The following is a 26,774-nucleotide window of genomic DNA, read 5'->3' as shown; positions in this document are numbered from 1 at the left end:
TGACCATCCGTTACGGTGGCCGCCACGTCAAGCGGTTCCCGACCCTGGCGGCCCCGGCGCCAACCAGCCGCTGATCAGTGCGGGCCGAGCTGGCTGATCTCGTACCCCTGGGGGTAGGTCCGAGCCCTGATGCCGTCGGCGAACAGCGGCGTGGCCCGGGGCGCCCCGAACCACCGCTGCCACCGCGCGCGCGTCCGCAACGCGAGGCGCAGGCCGACCCGGACCGGCCACGGCGGTGTGTCGACCCGTGTCGCGCGCCGCAGCGGTTCGTCGTACATGGCGCTGACCAGCGCGTTCCCCAGTGGCGCGAGCGGGCGGGGGAGGCGGGCGAGCATCAGCATGCGGGTGGCCCGCTCGATGGCCGCCGCGTCCTCGTTGGGCAGCAGGTGGGCGGCGTCGTGGGCGTCGAACCAGGTCTCGAACTCCTCGAACGACCCGGGGATGTCGGTGATGCCCATCCGCCGGCCGAGCTCCCGGTAGAACAGGTAGGTGGCCTGCCGCTCGTGGCAGCAGGGCTGCCGCCAGCCGTAGGCGCGCAGCCACCGGATCGGAATCACGACGAGGCAGCCCAGGACGTAGCGGAAGTCGTCGTTGCCGATGTCGTACGGGCGATGGATCTGGTTGACCCGCCGCAGCGCGTCACGGCCCCGGGGCTGGTCGAAGCCGTTGAGGACCATCTCGTACATCAGCAGGCCGGTGTCGTCGATGCGCTTCTGGGTGCGGTCGGTCAGCTCGCCGGTGGTGGTGTGCACGGCGGCGATGGCCGGGACCGAGAAGGACGTGTTGAACGCCAGGTTGAGGCCCAGCTTCAGGTCCCAGGGGAACTCGTGGCGCAGCATCGTCTGGTAGATGTCCAGGTAGTCGCGCTGCGGGTCCAGCGTGCGGATCCGCCCCAGGTTGTCGTACCGGCCCCTCATCAGTGCGCGTCTCCTGCCGTCGGTCGCGGGGTGGCCGCGGCGAGCGTCCGGGCCACCACGGGTGATCGGGCGTAGGCGTCGGTGACGAGCGTCAGCCACGCCACCTCGCCGGCATAGCCACCGTCCGGGCGGTGCAGCTCGTCGGCGGGCTGCGGGGCCGCGGCCACCAGCCCGGCCCGATGCCGCCGCAGCGCGCAGGCCAGGTGCGCGGCCTCGATCGCCGCCTGCCGCTCGGTGGCGCCGAGGCCGGCCCCGGCGGCGAACCGCTCGGCCAGCGCCGTCACCCCCACCTCGGTGTACGGGCGCAGCGCCAGGCGGCCGTCGCGGATCTCGGCGACCCGACGGGTGAGCGCGTAGTCGGTGTCGCGCAGGGCCGCGAACCGGCGGCGCAGGGTGGGGTCGAGTTCCAGCTCGGGAAGGGCCGCGACGAGGTCCCGCCAGAGCGGTTCGAGTCGCCGGTAGGAGTGGAAGTCCTCCCACCGTTGGCCGATCTTGAGGGTGGGTCCCCATGCCGGCATGGTGAGGCCGATCGTGATGAGCAACGCGCCGATGGTCACCAGCACCGCCGCGATCTGCCGCTCGCCGGTCGGCCGGTAGCCGGCCCAGTAGGCGACGAGGTAGACGATCTTGTTGGTGCTGTAGAGCAGCGCGACGGCGGCGCCCACGGCCGTGATGCGCAGGCCGCGGCGCAGCCAGGGGCGTCCGCAGATCTTCGCGAAACCCCAGCACAGCCGGGTGATGTCGAAGCAGTAGGCGAAGAAGCCGAGCAGCAGGAAGATCAGCAGGTAGGCGGTGACGACCGGGTCGGTCGCGTACTCGACGGTCAGGCGCACCGGCTCGTCGTAGGTGAGGGTGACGGCGAACAGGCCGAACATGACGAGGAACGCGCACGCGGTGACCCAGACCCAGCGGCGGGCCCGGACGGCGGCCGTCGCCGGGGGCAGCGCGAAGTGCAGCAGCATGATCTCGGCGTTGGCCGAGATGGTCAGGGCGCCGGCGTGCGCCATCACCTTGGCGAGGTTGGGCAGGCCCGACACCTCGTCGATCGCGCTCGCGACGGGCGGGATGGCGACCGTGATCCCGGCGGCGAACGCACCGAGGCCCGCGCAGATCGCGCGGCGGGCCCGGCTCGGATGCCGGCGCTGCAACCGCACCATGTACACGAACGCGACCCAACCGGAGGCCGCGCACACGGTGTAGAGGACGGTGTCCATTCCCGCGCTACCAGTGGGGGTGTTCGAGGGAGTGCCGCAGCCGGCCGTACAACTCGGCGTCCGGCCCGTCGACAAGTGCCTCGTCCGCGTCACCGCGCCCGCTGCGGACCCGCCGCAGCAGCAGCGAGCCGATCATCTCGGCTTCGCGCTCCTCGGCCGCGGCATAGTTGCTGCGGCCGAGACTGCGCCGCACGAGTTGCGGGTCGAGGTCGGGCAGCAGCAGCCGGGACGCGTCCGCGTCCAGCACCTCGGTCGCCTGGTGCCCGGCGAGCAGGTGACCCAGCTCGTGGCCGATGATCAGCAGTTGGTGCAGTGGCGAGGTGTCCTGCTCGTAGAAGATCGCGTCGAAGTCGTTCGTCGGCACGCACATCCCGCACACCGTCTGTGCCGGCAGCGCGATCGGTACCAGGTGAATGGGCCGGCCGCGCCGCTCACCGAGGACGTCGCACAGCCTCCGGACGTCGAAGGGGTCCGGCATCTCCAGCTCGGCGACGATGCGTTCGCAGCGTCGGCGTAGGCGATGCAACCTCACGTCGGTGTTCCCCCACTCGTCGGTGTGCTCCCACCGCAGGATCTGCACGGCCACCCGCTACCGACGATCGTCGGACGCGGTCGTGCCGGTGCCCTCTGCCACGGCCCGTAGCCGGGCCACCATCTGTTCGACGAGCCGCGTGTCGGTCGCGGAGAGGCCGTTGTCGGCGAGCACCTGCCGCAGCGCCACCCGTTTGACGTCCATCCGCCGCAGCTCGCTGAGCAACGTGATCTGGTCCTGGATTCGTCGTGCCGCCGCGTCGTCCACGAAGTAGCCCGAGTTGACACCGAAGGCGGCGGCCAGGGCGCGTACGTGCGAGGTACGGGGATCGCTCGCCACGCCACGACGCAGCTCGCCGATGTAGGCGGCGCTGATCGTCACGCCCGTCTCGGCCGCCGCTTCGTTGATCTTGTCGGCGATCTCCCGATTGGTGTACCTGCGCCCGGGCTCGTCGGAGTCGCCGAGCTCGTCAGGCGTGGGACGGATCTTGTCGAACAGATACTCCAGCCGTGCTGCCAACGTGTCGAGGGGCGGCAACTCCCGCTCCGTGCGCCGAACGTCCACCATGCTCTTCACCCTCCGGCGACCTGAACGACAGTGTCGCAGATGTGCCCCGCCGCGAAACAGACGTTGACAGGCACACGGAACGTGAGCGTAAGCTCGCTCCTGTTCGGAGCAACACCCGTTGAGCGTGAACCCGTTGTGCTCAACGCCTGTTGCGCGACGGGCCCGATCAGGGCCGTCCGGGCCGAACCTGGGGGGAAGCGGGGAGGAATCCGCTCCGCGAGGAGCACAACGGGGGATTCCTCCCACGGCCCGCCCAGGTCGTGCCGGTCCTTCTCGTCAGTACGGGTAGCCCGGAACGTTGAGCCGGACGCTGTACAGGCCGGAGTCGTTCCGTGGACCCGAGGTGATGAACAGGGTCTGCCGGTCGGAGCCACCGAAGGCGACGTTGGTCGTGCCGGTGAAGCCGGGCCGGATCGTGCCCAACTGGACGCCCGCGGGGGAGTAGACGTGGACGAGGGAGTCTCCGCCGGAGGTCCAGTACACGTTGCCGGCGCAGTCGATCGTGCCGCCGTCCGGGCCGCCGATGTAGTTCACGAAGACGCTCCGCGCGCCGGTGCTGCCATCGGGCTGGACGGCGTACTTGTAGATCTTGTTCTCGGAGTAGGCGCCCACGTACAGCGTGCTTCCGTCCGGTGAGAGCGAGATGCCGTTGGGCTGACGCAGTTGGTCGTCCACCAGCGACACCTGCCCGTTGACGACGCGGAAGACGCTGGTACGCCCGTTCATCTGGTCCGGGCGGTTGCCGCGCTGGAAGTTGGGGTCGGTGAAGTAGGTGACGCCGTCCGAGCGAACCGCGACGTCGTTGGGCGAGTTGAACGCCCGACCCTGGTAGTTCGCCGCGACGGTGCTGCGGGCCCGGTCACTCAGCCGGTACGCGGACACGTTGCGCTGGTCGTGGGTGGCCGCCACGAGCTGCTGGCCGTCGGCGCTGAGCGCGATGCCGTTGCTGCCGGCGTTCGAGATGAACGTGTCGAACGTCGACGGCGGCGTGAACCTGCGGATCGTGGACGGCTGCACGTTGTACGGCCCGGTGCCGGCGGCCATGTCGGAGAAGAGCAGGTAGCCGCCGTCGGCGACCCAGACGGGCCCTTCGAGGAACGAGAACCCGCCCTGGATGCGCGGCGCCGTCACCGAACTGGCCGGCAGTGGTGAGCCGTAGCTGGCCCCCGTCGGGCAGGCGCCGGGCGGCGTGCCGGGCGGGCCGGCGAGCCTGACGTACGCGTCGGCCTGGGCGGTCGCCGATCCTCGGGCGGCGGCGGGAACGGGTGCCGCGCTGACCGCGAGGCAGAGCCCGGCCAGGATGGCGATGGTGGGACGCCGGTTCATCGGGTGCTCCAATCGGCGTCGACGGGTCGCGCGGACCGGCCGACGGTGTCGAGGGCGCGTGCGGGCGCGGTGCGGCCCGCCCGCCGGGGCTATTCCAGGTGGAAGGTGGCGGAGCTTCGCTCGGCGCTCGTACCGACCGCCTCCAGGTAGAGCAGACCGTCGCGGTGCCGCACGAAGCGGCCCGGGTAGTTCTGTGACTCCAGGGAGATGCCGGCGCTGTCGGCCAGGCCGGGCCGGCGTTGGAAACTCGCGTCGCTGGCGAAGATCGACGACCCGTCGTTCGCTGCGATGGACAGGGCGAATCCGTAGTGGCGCAGGTAGTAGCCCGGGTAGTTGGTCGACTCCAACGACACGCTCCCGCCGCCGGCCAGGCCGTTGACGATGCGGAACTGGGAGTCGGCCAGGTTGGTCACGTTCGGCTCGACCCGTGCCCGGTAGTCGTAGTGCCGGACGTAGCTGGTCGTCAGGTCGTGCGACCGCAGCCGGACCGGGGTGGCCCCGTCGGGCACGGGGATGCCGAAGTTGGGGGTGCCGTCGGCGTTCCAGTACAGCTTCTGCAGGCGGGTCCGCCGGTTCGGGTCGTTGAGGGGGTCGCCGCTGATGTCGCGGTAGTTCCGGTCGTGGTAGACCAGGATGTCGCTCTGCCCGTCCTCGGAGACGGTGAACGAGTTGTGGCCGGGGCCGTACTGGCCGGTGGCCGCGCTGGTGGCGAAGACCGGGTTGGGGCTCTTGCTCCAGGCGGCCGCGTCGAGCAGGTTCGCGGTGGTCGAGGCGCTGAGCATCCCGAGGCAGTAGTTGGCGTCGGTGGCGCTGGCCGAGTAGGTCAGGAAGAGACGTCCGTTGCGCTGGATCACGGCCGGTCCCTCGGCGACCCGGTAGCCGCGGGTCTCCCAGGCGTACGTCGGTACGACGAGCCGGGTCACGGTGCCCGTGATCTGCCACGGGTTGGCGCCCATCCGGGCGAGGTAGACGTTCGAGTTGGTGGAGATGCCCGGCTCCTGCTGCGCCCAGGTCAGGTAGCGCACCCCGTTGGCCACGAAGGTCGAGGCGTCCAGGCTGAAGGTGTCCCAGGGTGTCGTGATCCGGCCGCGTTCGGTCCACCCTCCGGTGAGCGGGTTCGCGTTGGCGGTCTCCAGCACGTACATCCGGATGCGCCACACGTCGTCGGTCCGGCCGGCGGCGAAGTAGACGTACCAGCGGTTGTTGATGAAGTGGATCTCCGGGGCCCAGATGTGGGCGCCCATCTCTCCGCTGGTGTGCCGGCTCCAGATCGTGGTCTCCGCCGCCGTCGCCAGACCCTGCAGGGTGGTCGCGCGGCGCAGGACGATCCGGTCGTACTGCGGCACGGTCGCGGTCAGGTAGTAGTAGCCGTCGGTGTGCCGGAAGATGTGCGGGTCGGCCCGCTGGTTGACCAGCGGGTTGGTGTAGTTCACGGCGGGCGCGGCCTGCGCGGGCCCCGCCACGGGCAGCCCGACCGACACGGCGAGCACCACCAGCAGCGCGGCCAGCATCGAGCGGCGGCGGGGGACGCCCGGACCGGCGGTCCTCCGGTCGAGTGGCAGCGGCATCTGTCCTCCGTGAGCTGTGGGTACCGCGCTGGTCGACGCGGCCCTCGGCGGCCGACCTGCGGCACGTCGAGGGCGCGAGCGCCCGTGTGCAGGAACGTGTGACGGGATTGTTGCGCCCAGGTAACGGCCTCAGTGTTGGCGCTAACATCGACGAGTGTCAAGGTCTTCCGGTAGTTCCCGGGCCACCGCGCAGCACCGACCACCACCCGCGACGGCGGGTGACGCGGTCGGTCGCAACGGAGGTTTCACCATCGCCTGGCGGGTACTCAGGCGCACCGGCACGGCCGGTGGAAAGCAGTGTCACGAGCGAGGGAGCGCCTGTCATGCCCGATGCGGAGCCCACCGTCGTCCTGGTGCACGGCGCGTTCGCCGAGTCGGCCAGCTGGAACGGCGTGATCGAGCGGCTGGGTGCCGCGTACAACGTCGTGGCCGCCGCCAACCCGCTGCGCAGCGTCGCGGGCGACGCCGCGTACGTGCGGGACGTGGCACGGGGGATCGGCGGGCCCGTCGTGCTCGTCGGCCACTCGTACGGCGGCATGGTGATCACGCAGGCCGCGGCGGGCGACACGTCGGTGCGGGCTCTCGTGTACGTCAACGCGTTCGCGCCGGACACCGGCGAGTCGGCGTTGTCGCTGTCGGGAAAGTTCCCCGGCAGCACGCTCGCCGACACGCTGGTGCAGTACCCGGTGTCGACCGGCGGCAACGAGGTGGCGATCGGCCAGGACGCGTACCACGCCCAGTTCTGCGCCGACGCGTCGGACGACCTCGCCGCGCTGATGGCCCGCACCCAGCGGCCCATCACCGAGCAGGCCCTGGGCGACGGGCTCACCGGCGAACCCGCCTGGCGGTCCCTGCCGAGCTGGTTCGTGTTCGGCGACGCCGACAAGAACATCCCGGTCGCCGTACACCGGTTCATGGCCGAGCGGGCCGCCCCGCGCGGCCAACGCGAGGTGGCGGGCGGTTCGCACGCGATGGCGGCGGCCCCGCAGGCCGCGAGCGAGATCGCCGAGACGATCATCGAGGCGGTCCGGGCCACCTGACCGCGTACGCCGACGGCTCGACGCGAGAGTCGGAACGCGCCCGCGTAGCCTTGCGGTCGTGCGGGACTGGGCGCTGCGGCCGGCGCTGACGGCGGACGTCGAGGCGGTGGCCGAGTTGCGGTCCGTGGTGCTGCGGCCGGATCTGGAACGGCTCGGGCGGTACGACGCGCAGCGGGTCCGGCAACGACTGCGGGACGGGTTCTCGCCGGCACACACCTGGCTGATCGAGGTAGACGGCGCGTTCGCCGGGTGCGTGTCCCTGCGGCCGGGCGAGGACGCCCATTGGCTGGAGCACTTCTACCTGACGCCGCCCACGCAGGGCGTCGGCATCGGCGCCGCCGTGCTGCGCTCGTTGCTCGAGCGGTGCGACCGCGACGGCGTCCGCGTCCGGTTGAACGTGCTGCGCGGCAGCGCGGCCCGGCGGCTGTACGAGCGGCACGGATTCACGCTCGAAACCGAGGATCCGATCGACGTGTTCATGGTGCGCGAGCCGAACCGGGCCGGACCGGCCGACTGATCAACCGCGACCGGTCGTCTCCCGGTACGCCGCGCCCAGAGCGGTCAGGCCGCGTCCCAACTCCGGGCCGCGTACCCCGGCGTAGCCGAGCACCAGCGCCGGCGGACGGTCGTCCGGCCGTAGGGCGTAGAAGCGGCCACCGCGGACCAGCACCGAGCGACGCCGGGCCGCGTGGACCACGGCCTCCTCCGCGTACCTGGCCGGCAGCAGCAGGTACGCCTGGAGTCCGCCGTTCGCGCCGAGCAGGGTGACGTCGGGCAGGTGCCCGGCGACGAAGTCGCGGACCGCCTGACGGCGCTTCTGCACGTCCGCGCCGAGTCGGCGCAGGTGCCGGTCGAAGGCGCCGGTGTCGATCAGCCGGGCGAAGGCGAGCTGTTCCAGGCCGGAGCAGCCGATGTCCCAGCTGGCCCGGATCCGCTCGACCGCCGCGGTCAGGTCGGCGGGGATGGCCAGCCAGCCGAGGCGCAGCGCCGGCGTGAGGACCTTGCTGGCGCTGCCGGCGTAGACCACCCGGTCGGGCGCGAGGCTCTGCACCGCCGGCAGCCGGTGCGCCGGGGCGACGAGGGCGGCGTCGAAGTCGTCCTCGATGACGTAGCCGTCGACCTTCTTCGCCCAGGCCACGAGCTGTGCCCGGCGTCGTGCGGTGAGCGTGACCCCGGTCGGGAACTGGCTGGCCGGGGTGATCAGCACGGCACGGACGCCGCTCGCGTCCAGCGCGTCCACCCGGATGCCGTCGGAGTCCACCGGGATGCCCACCGGACGCAGGCCGGCCTCGGCGACGAACTCCCACTCGCCCGGGTGCCCCGGATCCTCCACCCCGAGCGTGTCGTGGCCACGGTCGCGCAGCACGCGGCAGAGCAGCGCGAGCCCCTGCGCGAAGCCGGACGTGACCATGAGGCGCTCCGGCCGGGTCCGTACCCCACGCACCCGGCCCAGGTAGCCGGCGAGGGTGTGCCGTACGACCGGCAGCCCGGACGGCGGGGCGTAGCCCAGCTCGCGACGGCCGGCCGAGGTGACCACCGCGCTGACCGCCCGGATCCAGTCCTGGCGGGGGAACGTCGAGTCGTGCGGGCTGCCGGTGCGCAGGTCGCAGACCGCCGGGGCGGGCGGGTGGTCGTCCGGGGTGAGCGCCGAGGCGACGTCGGCGCGGGCCGCCGCCGCCACCGAGGTGCCCGAGCCGTGCTGGGAGACGAGGTACCCCTCGGCGCAGAGTTGTCCGTACGCCTCGACGACCACACTGCGGGACACGCCGAGGTCGGCGGCGAGCTGCCGGCTCGACGGCACCCGGGTGCCGGGGCGCAGCGCGCCCTCCTCGATCTGGGTACGGAATGCGTTACGGAGCTGCACTGCCAGCGTTCCACGCGATTGCCCGTCTATTGACAGGCTTAGATTAAGGGACAAGTGGTCCGCTCCGAGATCGTCGAAGTGGTATGGACAGCGTGATCCGTGCCTGTGGAAAGTGTTGGTCGGGTGCACAACCGCCCGGTGGCCGGCGAATCAGGGCGTATGTTCCGAGCGTGTCCAATGTGGACGCCCCGCCGCCGGCGCCGGGGTGGTCGTGCGAAGTCCTTTCGCCTGGGGGAAGGGTCCGACCTGCCGCGTCGTCGGCGGGACCAGCGCCAACGGTGGTGCGGAATCGGGCTGTTCAGAGGGGGTTCCGCAAGTGTCCCTATTGTCAACCGAACCCGCCGCGTGGTCGATCCGAGCACATTCGTCGACCGATACACGTACCGCATTTATGGACTCAATTCCGGTGGAAGTGACATCTGTCACACTGCCGTCGATCGATCCGTTGTCGCTCTACACGGCACTCGCCGACAGTCTTTCCCACGACGACCTGTATCTGTTCGAAAGCCTGGACGGTCCTGTTCGGGACCGATATGCCGCAGCCGTCGGTTGGGGTCTCCTCGCCGAGGTGCGACTCATCGCCGACCGCCTCGAGCTGGCCGCCGACGGTCCGCTGGGTGACGCCCTGGCCGCCGTGTTCACCGCCGTCCTGGGCGAACCGGGCCGGCGGGCCACCACGGCGCGAGTCTGGCCCGTCGCCGGACCGACCGAGGTGTGGGCCGCCGTCCGGGCGGCACAGCGCGCGTTCGCCGTGCGCACGACCGTCCCCACCGACACCTTCGCCTTCGGATTCCTCACCACCCTGGCGTACGAGGCCGCGCGGGACATGGACGAACTCGGTACCGAGCGGGTGGTCGACGACGTTCCCCGCTGCACGCTCGCGCTGTTCCGGCACACCGTCTGGTGGGATCTACGCGCCGGCACGGTCCGGCGGCTCGACGCCAGCGGGCCGCACCTGCCCCCGGACGACGCCGCCCGTCTGCCCGAGCTGCCCGTGCGACCGACCGCCCCGCACCCGCACGTGCCGGCCGCCCCGCCACCGCGTCTGGTCCGGGACACCGTCGACGAGGAGACGTTCGCCGCCCGGGTGAAGCAGTGCCTGCGGCACATCGAGGTCGGGGACAGCTACCAGATCCAGATCGGCCACCGGATCGACGTGGAGACGACGCTGACACCGTTAGAGGTCTACCGGCGACTGCGTCACCGCAACCCGTCGCCGTACATGTACCTCACCCCGTGGGCCGGACGGACCGTCATCGGGGCCAGCCCGGAGCTGTTTCTGCGCATCGAGGACGGCCGCCTCTCGATGCGTCCGATCGCCGGAACGGCCCGCCGCGCCGCCGACCCCGAAGTCGACCGACGGCGGGTGGTCGAGCTGGCGACGAGCGAGAAGGAACGGGCCGAGCACGTCATGCTCGTCGACCTGTGCCGCAACGACATCGGCCGGGTCTGCGTGCCGGGGACGCTCAGCGTCGACAGCATGTTCGACGTCGAGCCGTTCGCGTACGTGCACCACCTGGTCTCGACCGTCTCGGGCCAGCTCGCCGACGACGCCGACGTGTGGGCGGCGATCTGCGCGACCTTCCCGGCCGGCACCATGACCGGCGCCCCGAAGCTGCGGGCCATGGAGATCATCGACGGTCTGGAGGACGAGCCCCGGGGCGTCTACGCCGGCGCGGTCGGGCTGGTCGACGTCCGTGGCTACGCGGTGCTCGCCCTCTGCATCCGGACCGCCGTGCACGACGGCCGGCACTACCGGACCCAGGCCTCGGCCGGGGTCGTGGCCGACTCCACCCCGGGCGACGAGTGGCGCGAGACGCTGGCCAAGATGAACGCCACCTACTGGGCCCTGACCGGTAGGGAGCTGCTGTCGTGAAGGTCCTGCTCGTCGACGCGTACGACAGCTTCACCCACATCATCGACCAGTACCTGCGGACGCTCGGCGCACAGACCGTGGTGGTCCGCTCCCGGGCGGCGACCAACGACCAGCTCGTGGCCCTGCGGCCCGACGCGGTAGTGCTGGGCCCCGGGCCGGGCCACCCCGCCGAGTCCGGGCACGTGGAGCTGGTGCACGCCTTCGCCGGTCGGGTCCCGCTGCTCGGGGTCTGCCTCGGCCACCAGGCGATCGGCCTCGCCTACGGCGGGACGATCGCGGTCGCCCGGCACCTGATGCACGGCAAGACCAGCGTGGTCACCCACGACGGCCAGGGCGTCTTCGAGGGCACGCCCGCGCCGCTCACCGTCACCCGCTACCACTCGCTGATCGTCGCGGACCCGGTGCCCCCGGCCCTGCGGGTGACCGCGCGGTCGTCCGACGACGGCTACGTGATGGGGGTACGACACCACACGCTCGCGGTGCAGGGGGTGCAGTTCCACCCGGAGAGCGTGCTCACCGAGGCCGGCCTGCGGCTGTTCGACAACTTCCTGCGCCAGGCGTCGACGACCGCGCAACGGCCACCCGGATTGGCCTCACCGGATCACCCCGGATTGGCCACAAGCGGTGGTCGTCCCGCTGCGTACGGTCGGGCGGACAATCGGACCCGACTCTCACGAGGATCACGATGACCCAGCTCAGCGACGGTGCGGCCACTCTCACCGTCCGCATCGACGACCGGGTGCTGACCGCGGTGCCGGACTACGTGCTCGGCGTGCTCGCCGTGGCGCTGGTCGAGGTCGTACCGGCGCCTCCCGCCGTGTCGGCGTTGCTCACCGCCGCGGAGGACGCGCTGCACGGCGCCGGCCTGGACAAGGCCGCCGTGGCCGACCTGCCGGGCATCGCGGCCTGGCGCGAGGCGTACCGGGCGGTGGGGGTGAACCCGAACCGGTTCCCCTGCGCCGCCGAATCGATCACCCGCCGGGTGGCCAAGGGCGACCGGCTGCCCCGGATCAACGCCCTGGTCGACCTCTGCAACGCCGTCTCGCTCGGCGCGGCGCTGCCGGTGGCGTCGTGCGCGGTCGACGGCCTCACCGACCTCGTGGTGCGGCCGGCCGACGGCACCGAGACGTACCTGCCGCTGGGCGTTCCCGACGCGCCCGAGCGTCCCGAGCCGGGTGAGGTCGTCTACGCCGACGCCGACGGGCGGGCCCACTCGCGGCGCTGGAACTGGCGGCAGGGCCACCTGGTCCGCACCGACCTGGGCCCGCACGCGTTGCTGCTCACCGTCGAGTCGGCCCACCCCGGCGGACGGGCGGAGGTGGTTGACGCGTTGGCCCGCCTCGGCGGCGTCCTCGCCGGGATGTCCGCCGGCCCACGGCAGGAGGCGGTGCTCGACCGCGACGCGACGAGCGCCGTCCTGGGTACCGCGGGACCGCTGAGCCCGGCGGGCAGCAACGGTCGGAGCCGTCCGTGAACCCCGCGATCCTGGTGATCTACCGCCCGGCGGCCGGGCGGTACGCCGCCCAGTTCCGCGCCGTGGTCGCCGCCGCCGCCGAGCGGGGCGTGGCGACCGTCGCGCTGCTGCCGACCGGGCAGCCGTCCGCCGACACCGCCGGTCTGCCCTGCTACCACGCCGACCTCGACGACCGCGAGGCCGTCCGTTCGATCGTCGCGACGATCGTCGCCGAGCACCCGGTGCGGCGCGTCTTCCCGCTCTTCGAGGGCGACGTGCTGACCGCCGCGCACTGCCGACGGGACCACGGCATCGACGGGCTCGACCCGGAGGGGGCGCTGACCTTCCGCGACAAGAACGTCATGCACCGCCGCGCCACCGAGCTCGGTGTGCCGGTGGCCCGCTCCTGCCGCCCCGAGACGGTCGGGGCGGTCGCCGAGTTCGCCGCCGAGGTCGGTTGGCCGGTGGTCGTCAAGCCGTACGCCGGCTGGGCCTGCGGCGACACGCACCGGGTGGACTCCGTCGAGGACCTGGCCCGGGTGTGGCCGTTGATCGCCGACGACCGGCACGACTACCGGGTGGAGGAGTACGTCCGGGGTGCGGAATACCACGTCGACTCGCTGCTGCGCGACGGCGAGGTGGTCTTCGAGCAGCTCTCCCGCTACACGTACTCCGTCCTGGAGTTCCGCGACGAGCCCGGCGGCACGGTCTCCCGCAAACACGACCTGACCGACGCCGAGCGGCGCATCCTGGCCGCCAGCGCCACCGTGCTGCGTGGCTTCGGGATGCGGACCGGCGTGGCGCACGTCGAGTTCTTCCTCCGCGACGACGGCGAGGTGGTCTTCGGCGAGGCGGCGGCCCGGGCCGGTGGCGGCTCGATCGTCCCCGCCATCGAGGCCGGGCGGGGGATCAACCTGGCCGGGGAGTGGTGCCGCCTCGAACTGGACCCGGAGCACGTGCCGACGACCACGCTCGGGCCGGAGATCGGCACCGAGTACCTGTGCTCCGACCGGTACGGGCGGATCACCGCGATCACCTCGGCGGCGCAGTTGCGGGCGCTCGACGCGGTACGCGACGCGGACGTGTGGAAGAGCGTCGGTGACGTGCTCGCCGCGCCGACCGCCTCAAACGACGTGCTCGGCTGGTACGTCTGCGAGGGGCGGGACTTCGACGCCGTCCGCGCCCGCTTCAAGGTCATCCGCGACTCCTTCGAGGTGCGCACCGAACCGGTGGGGGAGTCGTCATGTGGCTGAGCCGGTTCCGGGCCCTGCCCCGCCCGCTGCGGATGCTGGTCTACGCGTCCTTCATCAACCGGGCCGGCATGTTCGTCTTTCCCCTGCTCGCGGTCTACCTGGTGCAGAGCCGGCAGCTCAGCACCGGCGAGGCGGGCGTGCTGATCTCCGCGGGCAGTACCGGTCTGCTCGCCGGCAGCCTGCTCAGCGGGCCGGTCTGCGCCCGGGCCGGCCGCCGCGCCGCGCTGGTGGCGAGCCTGGTGCTCAACGCGGCCGGTTACCTGGGCCTGGCCGTGGTAGACGGTCCCACCTGGACGTACGCGGTGCTGCTCTTCGTCGCGCTGGTCGGCATGGGCATGTTCTCCCCGGCGGCCAACACGCTGATCGCCGACCTGACCGAGCCGGGCGAGCGGCCCTTCGCGTACACCGTCAGCTATCTCGCCAACAACCTCGGCATGGGGGTCGGCCCGCTGCTCGGCGGGTTCGCGGCGGCCCTGTCGTACGAGCTGATGTTCGCCGGGAACATCCTGCTCGGTCTGCTCGCGGCGGCCACCATCTGGCTGTTCGTACCCGCCGACACCCGCCGTGCCCCGACGACCGCGCCGGTCGTCACGACCCGCTGGGCCGGGCTGCGCCGGGATGTCGACGTGGCGCTGCTGGTGCTGGTCTCCTTCTGTTACGTCGCGCCGCTGATCGGCCTGGAATACACGCTGCCCCTCGCGGTCACCACCGTGCTGCACTCGTCGGTGGCGGTGGTCGGCGCGGTCTACACCATCAACAGCGTCGTCGTGGTCAGCGCCAGCCTGCTGATCGAAAAGCGGATCAAGGCGTACTCGACCCGGGTCCTGCTGATCGTGGCCGGCCTGCTCTGGTCGGCCGGCATGGCCGTCCTGGTGTTCGCCTTCTCGCTGCCCGCCGTGCTGCTCTCCACGGTGGTCTGGACCCTCGGGGAGATCATCGCCTCGGTGGTGGTGCCCACCTACATCGCCGACCACGTGCAGGAGCGTCGGGTCAGCAGCTTCATGGCCCTGAACGCCTTCGTGCTCAGCTCGGCCCGGTTGGTCGTGCCGATGGGTCTCGGCTTCGTCTGGCAGACCCAGGGGCACCAGCCCGTCCTCCTGATCCTCCTGCTGACCCCGGTGGTCGGTGTGGTCGCGTTCGCGGCGCTGCGAATCCGACCGGCCGTCCGGCCCGTGCCGGCGCCCGCCGAACCGGCCACCGCCAGTCCCTGACACCCACCCACCCCTCATCGGAAGGCGCCATGACGACGTCGAAGTTCGTGCTGCCCGAGAGCGACATCCCGACGACCTGGTACAACGTGGTTCCCGACCTGCCCAAGGGGCTGCCCCCGATGTTGCACCCCGGCACCCGGGAACCTCTCACCCCGGCGGACCTCGAACCACTCTTCGCCACCGGCATGATCGAGCAGGAGTTCAGCACCGAGCGGGACGTGGACATCCCCGGGCCGGTGCTGGACATCTACCGCCAGTGGCGGCCCAGCCCGCTCGTCCGCGCCCACCGTCTGGAAAAGGCCCTCGACACGCCGGCCCGGATCTACTTCAAGTACGAGGGGGTCAGCCCGTCCGGCAGCCACAAGCCGAACACCGCCGTACCGCAGGCGTACTACAGCAAGCTCGACGGCGTGCGGCGGCTGACCACGGAGACCGGCGCCGGCCAGTGGGGCAGCTCGCTCTCGATGGCCTGCACGTACTTCGGCCTCGACTGTGAGGTCTTCATGGTGCGGGTCAGCTACGACCAGAAGCCGTACCGGCGGGGGCTGATGGAGACGTTCGGCGCGTCGGTGACGGCGAGCCCGAGCGACCGTACCGCGGCGGGCCGGGCCGCGCTCGCCGCCGACCCGAACTCCACCGGCAGCCTCGGCCTGGCCATCTCCGAGGCGGTTGAGGCGGCGATGGCCAGCGGTGGCGCCGCCAAGTACGCCCTCGGCTCGGTGCTCAACCTCGTGTTGATGCACCAGACCATCATCGGCCAGGAGGCGCAACTCCAACTCGCCCTGGCCGACGACTACCCGGACGTCGTGATCGGCGCGGCCGGCGGTGGCTCGAACTTCGCCGGGCTGGCCCTGCCGTTCCTGCGCCGCCAACTGGGCGGCGGCCCGGCCGTGCGGTTCGTCGCGGTCGAGCCCTCCTCCTGCCCGTCGCTGACCCAGGGCACCTACGACTACGACTTCGGGGACACCGCCGGCCTCACCCCGCTGACCAAGATGCACACCCTGGGCCACGAGTTCCGCCCACCGGCCATCCACGCCGGTGGACTGCGCTACCACGGCATGGCGCCGATCATCAGCGCGCTGCGGGACCTCGACCTCATCGAGGCGCGTGCCGTGCCGCAGACCGCCTGCTTCGAGGCGGGCGTGCTCTTCGCCCGCAGCGAGGGGATCGTGCCGGCGCCGGAGTCCACCCACGCCGTCCGGGTGGCGGTGGACGAGGCGCTGCGCTGCCGGGAGACGGGCGAGTCGCAGGCGATCGTCTTCTCCCTCTCGGGGCACGGCCACTTCGACATGCAGGCCTACATCGACTACTTCGCCGGAAAGCTGACGGACTGACCTCGCTGGGGCGGACGCCGTCGTGGCGTCCGCCCCCGCGCCGAGCACCGGGGGCGCCAATGCACAGCGAAGCAGCCACCATCCTCGCCATCAACGGGTCGGAACGGGCCGGCGGCAACACCGACCACGCCATCGCGCACGCGGGCCGGCTGATCGCCGAACGCGGCGCGACCCTGCGCACGATCGTGCTCCGCGAGCACCGCATCTCGCCGTGCAGCCCGTGCGGCGACTGCAACAGCCGAACCCTGCCCTGCCGGGTGGACGACGACGTCCCCGCCCTGGTGGAGCAGATGGCCGCCGCCGACGGACTCATCTACGCGGCCCCGGTGCACGGCTTCGGCCTCGCCCACCTCATGCAGGTCTTCATCGAGCGCGCGGGCGTCGGCTACCTGCGGTTCAACCGGCCGCTGGCCGACAAGGTCGGCGGCATCATCGTCACCGGACGTCGGTACAGCGACTCCTCCGTGCACAACCAGATCGTCAACAACCTGCTGCTCAACAGGATGATCCTGGTGGGCAGCGGATTCCCCGTCCTGTTGCGCAACACCACCGGCAGCCCTGGGCTGACCGACGCCGAAGGCGTCGACGCGCTGGAGCGGATGGTGCACCGGATGCTCGACATGGTGCAGCTGCTCAAGCGGCACCAGCGGGTCGACGGTGGCCCGGTCCTGCCGCGCCGGGACCGCAACGAACGCGTCCCGCGGCCCCGTCGCGCCGAAACCGTCCAGAGCAGAGGAGATATCGAGAATGTCCACTGAGCAGGTCGCCACTCCGGTCGGCATCGACTTCCCGGCCACCGAGTGGGAGAGGTGGGACAAGCCGGGCGCCGAGGGCCGGGTCAAGATGACGTACGTGGGCGGTCAGCGGCTGCGCCTGCTGGAGCTGCCACCCGGCTTCGACGAGCACCACTGGTGCCTGCGTGGGCACACCGGCTACGTGCTCCAGGGCGAGTTCACCATCCACTTCCGGGACCGGTCGGTGCCGTGTCGCCCCGGCATGGGGTTCGTCATTCCCGACGACGAGGAGCACCGGTCGCAGGGCAGCGACGCCGAGCCCACCGTCGTCTTCGTGGTCGATGAGGTTCCGCAGCCGTGAGCGACCAGCAGAGCGTCGCCTCGCCGGCCGGGTCGACGCCGGCCGGCGACGCCGACGGGCCGGCCCGGATCGCCGAGCTTCGGGTCGCCATCGACGGGCTCGACCGGCAGATCATCGCCCTGCTGGCCGAGCGCACCCGGGTGGTGCGGGAGCTGACCGTGCACAAGACGGACGAGGGGACCGTCCGCTCACCCGAGCGGGTGCGGCAGGTCCTCGACCGCGTACACGCCCTGGCGGTCGGGCACGGCATGCCGCCCGAGGTGGCCGTCGGCACGTACCGCGCCCTCATCGAGGAGCTGACCCTGATGCAGCTCGACATGTTGGCGGCCCGCCGCGCCGCCGCCGCGGCGACGGACACCAGATGAGCCACCGTCTGCCCGTCGACCTGCGGCACGCCCTGGCCAGCCTCGACCCGCTCCCCGGCGAGCTGGTGCGGGTCGCCACCGAGCTGCCCGCCCGCTACGGCGTGTCCGCTCACTACGCCCGGTGGGCGGGCGCGCCCGCCGCCCCTCCCACCGGCGCCGGCCCGGCCGTCCTCTTCGACCGGGTACGCCCCGATGACGGACCCACCCGGGCGGTGCTGATGGGCCTCTACGGCACCCGTCGACGAGCCGCCGGCCTGCTCGGCTGCACGCCCGCCGAGCTGCCGCACCGGCTGCTCGACGCGGTGGCCACCCCCCGCCCGGCGGAGTTCGCCGCCGACGCGTCCCGCTGGCTTCGCGAGTCGCTGCCGTTGGACCTGACCGCGCTGCCGGTGCCGGTCCTCACCGACGAGGACGCCGGGCCCTACCTGACCCTCGGCGCGGTGCTCGCCACCGACCCGGACACCGGGGTCCGCAACCTGTCCGTGCACCGCATGTGCGTGCAGGGGCCCGACACGCTGACCATCTGGATGGTGCCGGGGCGCGACCTGGAACTCGCGTACCAGGCCGCCCTGCGCCGGGGCCGCCCACTGCCGGTGGCGATCCACCTCGGCCTCAGTCCGGCGGTGCTGCTCTCCTCCTGCTGCCCGACCTCGCTGGTCCCGCCCGACCTCGATGAGCTGGCGGTGGCCGGCGCGCTCGCCGGCCAGCCGGTGGAGCTGCTGCCCTGCGCCACGGTGGACGCCGAGTTCATCGCCCACGCCGAGTACGTCATCGAGGGTGAGCTGCTGGCCGACCACGCGCCGGAGAGCGCGCACGGCACGGTGGCCACGCCGGAGTTCCTCGGCTACCAGGGTCGCGCGCACCCCTCGCTGCCGCTGATCCGGGCCACGGCGATCACCGCTCGGGAGAGCCCGATCCTGCAGGCGGTCTCCGGGCCCGGGCACGAGCAGTCGATCCTGCTCGGCTTCGGGATGGAGGCCGCCGTGCTGGACGTGCTGCGGCGGCGGGGGACACCGGCGCTCGCGGCGCACTGCCACACCGCCGGTGGCGGTCAGCTCATGGTGGTGCTCCAGTGGTCGGCCAAGCGCGGGCCACAGGACGACGTCGCGGTGCGCGCCGCCGCCGAGGCGGTGCTGGAGCAGTTCCGGATGGCCAAGCTGGTGCTGTGCGTGGGCGAGGACGTGGACATCGAGTCCGACCAGGACCTGTGGTGGGCGATGGTCACCCGGTTCCAGGCCGATCAGGACCTGGTCGTGCTGCCCGACCGGGAGGGCTTTCCGCTCGATCCGAGCCAGCACACCGGCTACTCGCCGTCGCTCTCGGCCGACGGGCGCACGGCCAAGGCGGTGTTCGACTGCACCGTCCCGTACGCCCAGAGCGCGCGCTTTCACCGGCCCCGCTTCACCGAGCCGTCGCGTCCCGCACCGCGGCGGCCAGCAGCGCCACTCCCTCGGTGATCCGAGCGGTGGGCAACGCCGCGTACCCGATCAGGAAGGTCGGCTCGGTCGGCGGCCGGGTGACGAAGTAGCCCGAGGCGGGATAGACCCGTACGCCCCGGGCGGCGGCGGCGCGCACGATCTCGGCCTCATCGACGTCGTGCGCGCCGCCCAGGGTCACGAGCACGTGCAGCCCGGCCGCCGTGCCGGAGATCCGTACTCCCGCGCCGAAGTGTTCGTACAGCGCTTCCAGCAGCCGGGCGCGACGCTGGCGGTAGAGGCGGTCCATCCGGCCGATGTGCCGGGCGTACGCGCCGGAGGAGATGAACTCGGCCAACGCCTCCTGGGTCACCGTCGGGGTCAGCCGGTCGGTGATCCACTTGATGCCCAGGAACGACCGGACGAGGTGCGGCGGCAACACCGCGTATCCGATGCGCAGCGACGGGAAGAGGGTCTTGCTGAAGCTGCCGACGTAGACCACGTCCGCGTCCTGCGGGTCGGCGGCCAACGACGCGAGCCGCTCCTCGGCGAAGGTGAACTCGTTGTGGTAGTCGTCTTCCAGCACCGTCGCCGCGTGGTCGCGGGCCCAGCGCAGCAACGCCCGCCGTCGCCGGTCGGACATGATGAACCCGGTCGGGAACTGGTGCGACGGGGTGACGTAGACGAGGCGTACCCGGGCCGGGTCGAGGCCGTGCGCGCGGACCCGGCAGTCGATCTCATCGACCCGCAGGCCCTCCTCGTCGACCGGGACCGGCACCACGGCGGCCCGCGAGTAGCCGAAGATCTGCCGCAGCACGGTGTGGCTCGGATCCTCGATGACCACCACGTCGTCCGCGCCGACGAGCAGCCGGACCAGGATGTCCATGGCCTGAGTCGCGCCGCTGGTCACGACCGTGTCCTCGCGGCGGGCGTCCAGCGCCCGGCTGCGTCGCAGCAGCGCGGTGATCTGGGTACGCAACGACGGGGAACCCTCGGCCGGGCCGTAGCCCAACGCCACCGCGTCCGCCCGGCTGACCGCGTCGGCGAGCGACTGCCGCCACCGGGTCACCGGGAAGCTGGCCAGCGCCGGGGTGCCGTGCCGGAAGTCGTACGTGCCGTCCGGCCGGTGCATCGGCGCCGGTTCCCAGGGCTTCCAGAGGGGACTGCCGGCGTCGGTGGGCAGCGGGGGCTCGGGTCGCAGGTGCGCGCGGGCGGCGCGGGGGACCCGCGGTGGCGCGTCGGCCGGTGCGGCGCTGACCCGGGTGCCGGAACCACGCCGCGACGTGAGCACCCCGTTGGCCCGCAGCAGCTCGTAGGCGCGGGTCACCACCGTCCGGGAGACCCCGAGCTGGTGCGCCAGTTCGCGGCTGGGCGGCACCGCGTCGCCGGGGCGCAGCCGGCCGGCGCGTACGGATGAGCTGATCTGGTCGCAGAGTTGCTGCTGCAACGGCACCGCACTGGCGCGGTCGAGCGTGACGAGGAGCTGGTCCGAACTCACCTGAGCATGCTCCCCGCTCGAGGTCAGGCTGCCCGGGAGGATCGCCTGCGGGCGGGGCGGTCGGTCTGCACGAATGTCGACAGTCGGCCCTGCACCAGCCGGCCGAGCACGTCCAGGAAGATCGCGCGGTCGCGCGACGGGACCGTGGCGAGGATGTCGTGCTGTAGTCCCGCGACGATCTGCCGCGCCTCGGCGACCAGCCGCTCGCCGTCGGGCGTGACGGTGACGATGCGGGCGCGTCGGTCGGTCGTCGAGGTGCGACGCCCGACCAGGCCGGCACGTTCCAGCTCGTCGAGGGTGACGACCATCGTCGTCTTGTCGATGCCGCACATCTCGCCGAGCTGGCTCTGGGTGAACTCGCCGGTGAGACCGCGATCGAGCACGCAGTAGGCACGCGTCGAGATGCTCAGGCCGGAGAGGGCGGCGGCGTGTTCCTGAGCCAGCGCGTGGGTGGCCCAGGACATCAGGAACATCAGGTCTGGTGTCGCGGCATCGGGCCCGGAGGTTCCGGTGGTCATGGCGGCAGCCTAGCAACTGGTTCGTGATTCGAACTATCTCGTAGCGGAGCATCGTCGCCCCGCGAACAAGTTAAGAACGAGATAGTAAAGAACGGAACCTTCTGATACGGTTCGATCTCGACAGCACGTCCCCTCCACTGAGGAGTCACCCCTGATGTCTGCGGAAGCCTCTGTTCCCCGTGCCGGTGCCAGCGCCTCGCGCGTGCGAGACCGGGCCATCGCCGTCGCGGTCGCCGTGCTCGCCGCCGTGGCCGTGTGGTCGATCGCGACCCTCGCCGGCGCGCAGCTCACCGTCGACCAGGGCGTCGGCCCGCGGGACGTCACGGTGCTCGCCGTCGTCCTGAACTCCGCGATCGCGGCGCTGCTCGGCTGGGGCCTGCTCGCGGTGCTCGAGCGCTTCCGGGCGAGCGCCATCACGATCTGGACGGGGATCGCTCTCGTCGTCCTCGTGCTGTCGCTCGTGCCGGCCTCCCTGGTCGACGCCTCGGCCGGCACCCGGGTCGCCCTCGTCCTGATGCACCTGGTGGTGGGCGCGGTCGTGATCGTGGGCTTGCGCAGGGGCGCGCAAGGCGCCTGACGGCGGGTGGCCCGCCCGTCCCGCTCCCGCGCGGAGCAGGACGGGCGGTCCCTCAACCTCGTACGCGCCGCAACGCGAGACCACCGAGGCCCAGGGCGGCCGACCCCACCACCAGGGCCACGTACGCCCCGCCCCGACCGTTGCCGGTCCCGATCCCGCTGTCGGAGGTCGCCACCACCAGCGCGCCGAGGCCCACGGCGAGCAGCCCGGACGCCAGGGCCACGGTCGCGCCGATCATCCCGCTGCCGGTGCCGACGCGACTGGTCGGGCGGGCCAGGGCCAGCGCGCCGACGATCACCCCCGCCAGGCCCAGCAGGCCGCCGACGCTCGCCCCGAGTCGACCGGTGCTCATGGTGGTGACGCTGGCCGCCAACGGCTGGTCCGGGGCGGCGATCCCCTCCAGCAGGGCGGACGTGGCAGCGGTGAACACCGACATGGGCTTCTCCTTCTCGTACGTCGTGGTGTGCCGTTCGATCGTGTCGCCGCGCCGGCCGCCGGTCGTCCGGCAACCGGAGGCTCTTCGTCCTGCCGCGGCGGGCGCAGGCGGCTGCCGCGTACGACGCACCCGCCGCGCGACTACCACGGACGCGGTAGTCGACGGTCGTTCGCGCGCAGGAGTCGCCCGGTGCGTGCCCCGGGCTAGGGTGCGCGCATGAGCACAGGGCGTGCCGTTGTCCGGGACTGGGTCATCGCCGTCGGCGTGGCGGTGGTGCTGCTGGTCGCCGGGCGGTCCATGGGCCCTTCCACGATGGACCTCGACCTGCTGGGCTATGCGCTGCTGGCCGCCGGTGGTCTGGCGTTGGCGGCGCGTCGCCGCGCTCCGGTCACCGTCCTGGCCGTCACCGGGCTGTGCGCGGTGGGCTACCAGGCGGTCGGTTTCGACGTGCCGGCGGTCGCCTTCCTGTTCGCGGTGTACACCGGTGTGCGGGCGGGCCACCGCGTCGTCACGGTCGTCGCCGCCGTGCTGATGCTCGTCGCGTTGCCGCTCACCGCGCTCGCCCCACCGCAGGGTCTGCCGTTGGGCGACGCGCTCGCGCGGGCCCGGGGCGCCCTGGAGGTGGCGTGGCTGATCGCCGCCGGCGCGGCGGGGGAGGCGTTGCGGCAGGCCGAGCGGCGGGCCGACGAGGCCGAGCGCACCCGGGAGGAGACCGCGCGACGCCGGGCCGACGAGGAGCGGCTGCACATCGCGCGGGAGCTGCACGACTCGCTGACCCACCAGATCTCGATCATCAAGGTGCAGGCGGAGGTGGCCGTCCACCTGGCCCGTCGGCGTGGCGAGGCGGTGCCGGAGGCGTTGCTGGCGATCCGGGAGGCCGGCCGGGAGGCCAGCCGCGAGCTGCGCGCGACCCTGGAGGCGCTGCGGGACGACAGCAGGAACCCGCCGCGGGGCATCGACCACCTGCCGGAGCTGGTGCAGCGGGCTCGGCTGGCCGGGCTGGACGCGACGTTGACGGTGCGGGGGCCGCGACAGGCCGTGCCGGTGGCCGTGGACCGGACCGCCTACCGCATCGTCCAGGAGTCCCTCACCAACGTCGCACGGCACGCCGCCGCGGCCACCGCGTCGGTCCACGTCGACTACCGTCCGGACGCCCTCGCGATCCGGGTCGACGACGACGGCGCCGCCACGCCGGCCGCCGCCCCGGCGCCCGGCGTCGGGCTGCTCGGGATGCGCGAACGGGTCACCGCCCTGGGCGGTCGCCTGCACGCGGCGCCCCGCGACGGGGGCGGCTTCACCGTCCGCGCCGAACTTCCCGTCGGGCCGTCCGCGTGATCCGCGTCCTGCTGGTCGACGACCAGGCGCTGCTGCGCAGCGGCTTCCGCGCGCTCCTGGACATCGAGGACGACATCGAGGTGGTGGCCGAGGCGGCCGACGGTCTCCAGGGGTTGGCCCTCGCCCGACGTCACCTGCCCGACATCGCGCTCATCGACATCCAGATGCCGGTGCTGGACGGAATCGAGGCGACCCGGCTGATCGCCGCGGACCCGGCGCTGGCCGGCGTGCACGTCGTCATCCTGACCAACTACGGACTCGACGAACACGTCTTCCACGCGCTGCGCGCCGGCGCGGCCGGTTTCCTCGTCAAGGACATCGAGCCGGAGGACTTCCTGCACGCCGTACGCGTCGCCGCCCGAGGGGACGCGCTGCTCGCGCCGTCGATCACCCGCCGCCTCATCGACCGGTACGTCGCCGAACCACAGCACCTGCGGGTCCCGACCGGGCTGCGGGAGCTGACCAGCCGGGAACGCGAGGCCGTCGTCCTGGTCGCCCAGGGTCTGTCGAACGACGAGATCGCGGCACGAATGGTGATCAGCCCGCTGACCGCCAAGACCCACATCAACCGGGCCATGGCCAAGCTGCACGCCCGCGACCGCGCCCAGCTCGTCGTCGTCGCGTACGAGTCCGGGCTGGTGGCCCCGCGTCAGCACTGAGGTCGGCGGGCCGCCGGAGCAGGGACGGCGTCCAGGCTTGCCGCGCGGCGCCCCGGTCGACCCGTGCCATGATTGCGCCCATGGGCAAGCAGCAGCACGTCGGCGGGGCCGACCGGCACAGCGGGTCGGGAACCACGGCCGACCGTCCGACCGACGGCGGGGCGGACGCTCGACTCGCCCTCGCACAGGACCCCGCAACACCACAGATGACCCTCATCGACCTGGCGTCGGATGCGTCGGTCACGGTGCGCAAGGCGGTCGCGGCGCGGCCGGACGCGCCCGCGCAGGCCCTGCGGACGTTGACCCGCGACCACGATCGTCAGGTCCGGGAGGCGGTGGCACGCAATCCCGCCACGTCGGTCGGCAACCTCCTGCGTCTCGTCAAGGACGCCGACCGGTGGGTCCGGTGGGCCGTCGCCAGCAACCCGGCCTGCGACGAGTCGGTCCGCCGGGTGATGGTCGCCGCGCCCGACAAGGAGCTTCGGGGCCTGCTCGCCGAGACCCGCGAGTTGGAGCCCCACCTCGCCGCCGAGCTGGTCGAGGACGCCTCACCCGAGGTACGCGAGCGGCTCGCCACCCACACCCACGACCCCGAGGTCGTCGTCGCCCTGTTGGCCGACCGTACCGTCCGCGTGCGCAAGGGGCTCGCCCGCAACCCGCGGACCACCGCCGCGCAGCGCAGCGCCCTGGCCAGGGATCCGGCGGTGGACGTACGGGCGGCCCTGGTCCGCGCCTTGGAGCTGAGCGAGGCGGATCTGGCAGGTCTGGCCGACGACCGTGCCGTGCAGGTACGCCTGGCCATGGCCACGTCCGAGCTCATCCCGTCGCACGTGCGGCAGGCGCTCGAGAACGACTCCGACGACATGGTGGCCGCCGCGGCACGTGACTATCGCCCCGGCGTCGGCAGCTCGCCGGTGGTGCGGGCACCCCGGATCGGGTCCCGTCGCCCCGACGGCGGCTCTCGCCGGCAGGGACGCGCCGCCACCTGACGTCGGCGGGCCCTAGGGGGTCCGCGCGCTCGGCTCACCGGCGCGATGTTCCCACCCGCGACGGGGCCGGCGGGTGATCCCGGCGCCGGTCGACGACGCCGCCTCGACCGGAAGGTCCCGGCCGGCGAGGCGGCGGAGCAGGTCGCGGATCTGGCGTTTGTCCGCGGCCGAGACGGTGTCGTCCAGCAAACGTCGGCGGATGGTGCCCATGTCCGTCTCGACCTGCGCCAGCGCCCGGGGCGTCTCGGCCGCGTCCGGCATCGCGAGCGGCCGGATCGCGGCGGCGATGGAGAGGTCGAGGGTGGCGCAGAGGCTACGCACCTTCGCCAGCTCGGGGTAGCGCTGCCAGTCTCCGGCGAGCCAGCGGAACAGCGTCGAGCGGCTCACCCCGGTGTGGTGGGCGATGTCGCCGACGGTCCAGCCGTGTTCCTCACGGGCGTCGTCGACGGCTTGGCGGACGAACTGCGCGAAGGCCATCTGAGGTGTCGTGGGGTAGGTGTCCATCCTCAGGTCCTGCCCTCCCATCCGGGTTGATCTGCCCTGCGGTGACGGCGGTACCACTGATCGTCTATCAGCTTCTGCGGCGGCGCAGCGGCGCTCGGGGCGCTGGCCTACTCCTTCGGGGTGGTGCGGATACTCAAATGCCGGTCGTCGCGGCGGATCGGCGGCGCGAACGCGCGGCCCGCCAGGGCGCACGGGTGGGCCTGGTCCCGTTCGCCGTCCCCTTCGGGGCCCACTGTCCCGTTCACGGCCTGTGATGGTCGCCGCAGCGCTGCGGCTACAACGCGTGACCTGAGTTACCGTTCGTCGAATCAGGTACCGTCCCCTGTCACACCGTCTTCGTACCAACCTGGCTGCCCGGCGCAACGGGAAGCCGAACCGGAGGGACACATTCGTGAGGGTCCGTAGCGCAGTCCGTCAGGCCGGCCTCGTCGTGGCGATCGCCGCTCTGGCGGTGACCGCGGGGTGTGCCAAGAAGGACGACAGCGAGGTCCAGGCCAGCGGGGTCAAGCTGGTCGAGGCCGGCAAGCTGACCGTCTGCACCCACCTGCCGTACCCGCCGTTCCAGTCCAAGGACGCCAGCGGCAAGGTCACCGGGTTCGACGTCGACGTGATGGACCTCGTGGCCAAGGAGTTGGGCGTCGAGCAGACGATCATCGACACGCCCTTCGAGGGCATCAAGTCCGGCCAGGACCTGAACACCGGCAAGTGCGACGCGGCCGCCGCCGGCATGACCATCACCGCCGAGCGGCAGAAGGTGATGAACTTCTCCGACCCGTACTTCGACGCGACGCAGGCGATGCTGGTCAAGACCGGGAAGCCGTACAAGTCGCTCGACGACCTGCGGGGCAAGAAGCTCGGCGTGCAGGCGGCCACCACCGGCCGTGACTACGCCCGCAAGTTCGAGAAGGAGAAGGGCCTGCAGCTCGTCGAGTTCGAGGATCTCGCCGCCCTGCAGCAGGCCGTCGCGAACGGTCAGGTCGAGGCCGCCGTCAACGACCTGCCGGTGTGGACCGAGTACCTGCGCAAGAACCCGGGTGGGTTCGCGGTGACCGCCGAGTTCGACACGGGCGAGCAGTACGGGTTCTCGGTGAAGAAGGACGCGAACCCGGAACTGCTCAAGAAGATCAACGAGACGCTGGCCAAGGCCAAGCAGGACGGCTCGTACGACACGATCTACTCCAAGTGGATCGGCAAGCGGCCGAACGCCTGATCGACGCTCCAAAGGGGT

26 protein-coding genes and 2 pseudogenes are annotated in these 26,774 nt (G+C 72.2%); 17 read left to right on the top strand and 11 right to left on the bottom strand.

All coding sequences use genetic code 11. The features are described 5' to 3' along the window. Positions 1-74: 74 nt before the first annotated feature. The 6 genes from ACIBTX_RS18515 to ACIBTX_RS18490 form a co-directional block, all read right to left on the bottom strand. A complete protein-coding gene (locus tag ACIBTX_RS18515) occupies positions 75-917 on the bottom strand; it encodes an oxygenase MpaB family protein (RefSeq protein ID WP_396832767.1) in 843 nt (280 codons plus the stop codon). Further along, positions 917-2,131 (bottom strand): MAB_1171c family putative transporter, encoded by a 1,215-nt coding sequence (locus ACIBTX_RS18510; protein WP_396832766.1) that lies wholly within the window; start codon positions 2,129-2,131, stop codon positions 917-919. Before ACIBTX_RS18510 ends, ACIBTX_RS18515 begins: the two co-directional genes overlap by 1 nt. A 7-nt stretch (positions 2,132-2,138) precedes the next feature. Then, positions 2,139-2,717, bottom strand: coding sequence for a hypothetical protein (locus tag ACIBTX_RS18505; RefSeq protein ID WP_396832765.1), 579 nt, complete (start codon positions 2,715-2,717; stop codon positions 2,139-2,141). Between the two features lie 3 nt (positions 2,718-2,720). After that, a complete protein-coding gene (locus ACIBTX_RS18500; RefSeq protein ID WP_357121060.1) occupies positions 2,721-3,230 on the bottom strand; it encodes a hypothetical protein in 510 nt (169 codons plus the stop codon). A gap of 276 nt (positions 3,231-3,506) precedes the next feature. Beyond that, positions 3,507-4,556, bottom strand: coding sequence for an SMP-30/gluconolactonase/LRE family protein (locus ACIBTX_RS18495; RefSeq protein ID WP_357121063.1), 1,050 nt, complete (start codon positions 4,554-4,556; stop codon positions 3,507-3,509). An 89-nt stretch (positions 4,557-4,645) separates the two neighbouring features. Then, positions 4,646-6,124 (bottom strand): family 43 glycosylhydrolase, encoded by a 1,479-nt coding sequence (locus tag ACIBTX_RS18490; protein WP_357121066.1) that lies wholly within the window; start codon positions 6,122-6,124, stop codon positions 4,646-4,648. 323 nt (positions 6,125-6,447) lie between these two features. Here ACIBTX_RS18490 and ACIBTX_RS18485 point away from each other — a divergent pair, with 323 nt between their 5' ends. Then, positions 6,448-7,164: an alpha/beta hydrolase gene (locus ACIBTX_RS18485; RefSeq protein ID WP_357121069.1), complete on the top strand. Its 717-nt coding sequence runs from the start codon at positions 6,448-6,450 to the stop codon at positions 7,162-7,164. A gap of 58 nt (positions 7,165-7,222) precedes the next feature. Continuing rightward, positions 7,223-7,681 carry a GNAT family N-acetyltransferase gene (locus ACIBTX_RS18480; protein ID WP_357398727.1) on the top strand — a complete coding sequence of 153 codons (459 nt, stop codon included), beginning with the start codon at positions 7,223-7,225 and terminating at the stop codon, positions 7,679-7,681. On the opposite strand, the gene ACIBTX_RS18475 is transcribed toward ACIBTX_RS18480, so the two are convergent. Continuing rightward, positions 7,682-9,082 carry a PLP-dependent aminotransferase family protein gene (locus ACIBTX_RS18475; protein ID WP_396832764.1) on the bottom strand — a complete coding sequence of 467 codons (1,401 nt, stop codon included), beginning with the start codon at positions 9,080-9,082 and terminating at the stop codon, positions 7,682-7,684. It abuts the gene before it with no gap. Positions 9,083-9,434: 352 nt separating this feature from the next. On the opposite strand from ACIBTX_RS18475, the gene ACIBTX_RS18470 reads away from it, so the two are divergent. From ACIBTX_RS18470 to ACIBTX_RS18425, 10 genes and pseudogenes are all read left to right on the top strand, one after another. Further along, positions 9,435-10,904, top strand: a complete 1,470-nt coding sequence (locus ACIBTX_RS18470; protein ID WP_396832763.1) for an anthranilate synthase component I family protein — start codon at positions 9,435-9,437, stop codon at positions 10,902-10,904. After that, positions 10,901-11,473, top strand: a pseudogene (locus ACIBTX_RS18465) (anthranilate synthase component II); the annotation flags it as partial. The gene ACIBTX_RS18470 and the pseudogene ACIBTX_RS18465, both read left to right, overlap by 4 nt. A 116-nt stretch (positions 11,474-11,589) precedes the next feature. Then, complete coding sequence (locus ACIBTX_RS18460; protein WP_357398722.1) at positions 11,590-12,378, top strand: phenylalanine--tRNA ligase beta subunit-related protein; 789 nt, start codon at positions 11,590-11,592, stop codon at positions 12,376-12,378. Beyond that, a complete protein-coding gene (locus ACIBTX_RS18455; RefSeq protein ID WP_396832762.1) occupies positions 12,375-13,610 on the top strand; it encodes an ATP-grasp domain-containing protein in 1,236 nt (411 codons plus the stop codon). The genes ACIBTX_RS18460 and ACIBTX_RS18455 overlap by 4 nt, the downstream gene beginning before the upstream one ends. Next, on the top strand, positions 13,601-14,821 hold the full coding sequence (locus tag ACIBTX_RS18450) for an MFS transporter (protein WP_396832761.1): 1,221 nt from the start codon (positions 13,601-13,603) through the stop codon (positions 14,819-14,821). The genes ACIBTX_RS18455 and ACIBTX_RS18450 overlap by 10 nt, the downstream gene beginning before the upstream one ends. A 29-nt stretch (positions 14,822-14,850) precedes the next feature. After that, positions 14,851-16,155, top strand: coding sequence for a TrpB-like pyridoxal phosphate-dependent enzyme (locus tag ACIBTX_RS18445; protein ID WP_357121091.1), 1,305 nt, complete (start codon positions 14,851-14,853; stop codon positions 16,153-16,155). Between the two features lie 59 nt (positions 16,156-16,214). After that, positions 16,215-16,913, top strand: coding sequence for a flavodoxin family protein (locus ACIBTX_RS18440; protein WP_357121094.1), 699 nt, complete (start codon positions 16,215-16,217; stop codon positions 16,911-16,913). Continuing rightward, complete coding sequence (locus tag ACIBTX_RS18435; protein ID WP_357121097.1) at positions 16,903-17,250, top strand: cupin domain-containing protein; 348 nt, start codon at positions 16,903-16,905, stop codon at positions 17,248-17,250. Before ACIBTX_RS18440 ends, ACIBTX_RS18435 begins: the two co-directional genes overlap by 11 nt. Continuing rightward, positions 17,247-17,615 carry a chorismate mutase gene (locus ACIBTX_RS18430; protein ID WP_357172088.1) on the top strand — a complete coding sequence of 123 codons (369 nt, stop codon included), beginning with the start codon at positions 17,247-17,249 and terminating at the stop codon, positions 17,613-17,615. The genes ACIBTX_RS18435 and ACIBTX_RS18430 overlap by 4 nt, the downstream gene beginning before the upstream one ends. Further along, positions 17,612-19,072, top strand: coding sequence for a UbiD family decarboxylase (locus ACIBTX_RS18425; protein WP_357172089.1), 1,461 nt, complete (start codon positions 17,612-17,614; stop codon positions 19,070-19,072). The genes ACIBTX_RS18430 and ACIBTX_RS18425 overlap by 4 nt, the downstream gene beginning before the upstream one ends. Here the strand turns inward: ACIBTX_RS18425 and ACIBTX_RS18420 are convergent. Further along, positions 19,017-20,528: a PLP-dependent aminotransferase family protein gene (locus ACIBTX_RS18420; protein ID WP_357121106.1), complete on the bottom strand. Its 1,512-nt coding sequence runs from the start codon at positions 20,526-20,528 to the stop codon at positions 19,017-19,019. The genes ACIBTX_RS18425 and ACIBTX_RS18420 overlap by 56 nt on opposite strands. A 23-nt stretch (positions 20,529-20,551) precedes the next feature. Beyond that, a complete protein-coding gene (locus ACIBTX_RS18415; RefSeq protein ID WP_357121109.1) occupies positions 20,552-21,046 on the bottom strand; it encodes a MarR family transcriptional regulator in 495 nt (164 codons plus the stop codon). Between the two features lie 202 nt (positions 21,047-21,248). On the opposite strand from ACIBTX_RS18415, the gene ACIBTX_RS18410 reads away from it, so the two are divergent. Continuing rightward, positions 21,249-21,623, top strand: coding sequence for a DUF6069 family protein (locus ACIBTX_RS18410; RefSeq protein ID WP_396832760.1), 375 nt, complete (start codon positions 21,249-21,251; stop codon positions 21,621-21,623). Positions 21,624-21,675: 52 nt separating this feature from the next. On the opposite strand, the gene ACIBTX_RS18405 is transcribed toward ACIBTX_RS18410, so the two are convergent. Next, the gene (locus ACIBTX_RS18405; RefSeq protein WP_357121115.1) at positions 21,676-22,059 is read right to left on the bottom strand and encodes a DUF6223 family protein; all 384 of its coding nucleotides are present in this window, start codon (positions 22,057-22,059) and stop codon (positions 21,676-21,678) included. Positions 22,060-22,275: 216 nt separating this feature from the next. Between ACIBTX_RS18405 and ACIBTX_RS18400 the strand changes: the two genes are divergently transcribed. The 3 genes from ACIBTX_RS18400 to ACIBTX_RS18390 all read left to right on the top strand — a co-directional run bounded on the left by ACIBTX_RS18400 (position 22,276) and on the right by ACIBTX_RS18390 (position 25,042). Further along, complete coding sequence (locus ACIBTX_RS18400; protein WP_357121118.1) at positions 22,276-23,394, top strand: histidine kinase; 1,119 nt, start codon at positions 22,276-22,278, stop codon at positions 23,392-23,394. After that, on the top strand, positions 23,391-24,053 hold the full coding sequence (locus ACIBTX_RS18395) for a response regulator (RefSeq protein ID WP_396832759.1): 663 nt from the start codon (positions 23,391-23,393) through the stop codon (positions 24,051-24,053). The genes ACIBTX_RS18400 and ACIBTX_RS18395 overlap by 4 nt, the downstream gene beginning before the upstream one ends. A gap of 80 nt (positions 24,054-24,133) precedes the next feature. Beyond that, on the top strand, positions 24,134-25,042 hold the full coding sequence (locus ACIBTX_RS18390) for a hypothetical protein (protein WP_363659813.1): 909 nt from the start codon (positions 24,134-24,136) through the stop codon (positions 25,040-25,042). 111 nt (positions 25,043-25,153) lie between these two features. On the opposite strand, the pseudogene ACIBTX_RS18385 reads toward ACIBTX_RS18390, so the two are convergent. Further along, positions 25,154-25,546: pseudogene (locus ACIBTX_RS18385) on the bottom strand (multiprotein-bridging factor 1 family protein); the annotation flags it as partial. A gap of 391 nt (positions 25,547-25,937) precedes the next feature. Between ACIBTX_RS18385 and ACIBTX_RS18380 the strand changes: the two are divergent. Then, positions 25,938-26,756 (top strand): basic amino acid ABC transporter substrate-binding protein, encoded by an 819-nt coding sequence (locus ACIBTX_RS18380; RefSeq protein WP_357172092.1) that lies wholly within the window; start codon positions 25,938-25,940, stop codon positions 26,754-26,756. The last annotated feature ends 18 nt before the right edge of the window (positions 26,757-26,774 follow it).

It is taken from the genome of Micromonospora sp. NPDC049359 (assembly GCF_044466585.1).
Classification (GTDB): Bacteria; Actinomycetota; Actinomycetes; order Mycobacteriales; family Micromonosporaceae; genus Micromonospora.
Note: the sequence above shows the minus strand (reverse complement) of the source record. Positions and strands in the feature narration are given on the sequence as shown.

What these genes read in the sequence shown, in the direction of transcription:
- ACIBTX_RS18515 (WP_396832767.1), bottom strand. Translation starts at nt 917, where the DNA reads ATGAGGGGCCGGTACGACAACCTGGGGCGGATCCGCACGCTGGACCCG.
- ACIBTX_RS18510 (WP_396832766.1), bottom strand. Translation starts at nt 2,131, where the DNA reads ATGGACACCGTCCTCTACACCGTGTGCGCGGCCTCCGGTTGGGTCGCG.
- ACIBTX_RS18500 (WP_357121060.1), bottom strand. Translation starts at nt 3,230, where the DNA reads ATGGTGGACGTTCGGCGCACGGAGCGGGAGTTGCCGCCCCTCGACACG.
- ACIBTX_RS18495 (WP_357121063.1), bottom strand. Translation starts at nt 4,556, where the DNA reads ATGAACCGGCGTCCCACCATCGCCATCCTGGCCGGGCTCTGCCTCGCG.
- ACIBTX_RS18490 (WP_357121066.1), bottom strand. Translation starts at nt 6,124, where the DNA reads ATGCCGCTGCCACTCGACCGGAGGACCGCCGGTCCGGGCGTCCCCCGC.
- ACIBTX_RS18485 (WP_357121069.1), top strand. Translation starts at nt 6,448, where the DNA reads ATGCCCGATGCGGAGCCCACCGTCGTCCTGGTGCACGGCGCGTTCGCC.
- ACIBTX_RS18460 (WP_357398722.1), top strand. Translation starts at nt 11,590, where the DNA reads ATGACCCAGCTCAGCGACGGTGCGGCCACTCTCACCGTCCGCATCGAC.
- ACIBTX_RS18450 (WP_396832761.1), top strand. Translation starts at nt 13,601, where the DNA reads ATGTGGCTGAGCCGGTTCCGGGCCCTGCCCCGCCCGCTGCGGATGCTG.
- ACIBTX_RS18445 (WP_357121091.1), top strand. Translation starts at nt 14,851, where the DNA reads ATGACGACGTCGAAGTTCGTGCTGCCCGAGAGCGACATCCCGACGACC.
- ACIBTX_RS18440 (WP_357121094.1), top strand. Translation starts at nt 16,215, where the DNA reads ATGCACAGCGAAGCAGCCACCATCCTCGCCATCAACGGGTCGGAACGG.
- ACIBTX_RS18435 (WP_357121097.1), top strand. Translation starts at nt 16,903, where the DNA reads ATGTCCACTGAGCAGGTCGCCACTCCGGTCGGCATCGACTTCCCGGCC.
- ACIBTX_RS18425 (WP_357172089.1), top strand. Translation starts at nt 17,612, where the DNA reads ATGAGCCACCGTCTGCCCGTCGACCTGCGGCACGCCCTGGCCAGCCTC.
- ACIBTX_RS18415 (WP_357121109.1), bottom strand. Translation starts at nt 21,046, where the DNA reads ATGACCACCGGAACCTCCGGGCCCGATGCCGCGACACCAGACCTGATG.
- ACIBTX_RS18405 (WP_357121115.1), bottom strand. Translation starts at nt 22,059, where the DNA reads ATGTCGGTGTTCACCGCTGCCACGTCCGCCCTGCTGGAGGGGATCGCC.
- ACIBTX_RS18400 (WP_357121118.1), top strand. Translation starts at nt 22,276, where the DNA reads ATGAGCACAGGGCGTGCCGTTGTCCGGGACTGGGTCATCGCCGTCGGC.
- ACIBTX_RS18390 (WP_363659813.1), top strand. Translation starts at nt 24,134, where the DNA reads ATGGGCAAGCAGCAGCACGTCGGCGGGGCCGACCGGCACAGCGGGTCG.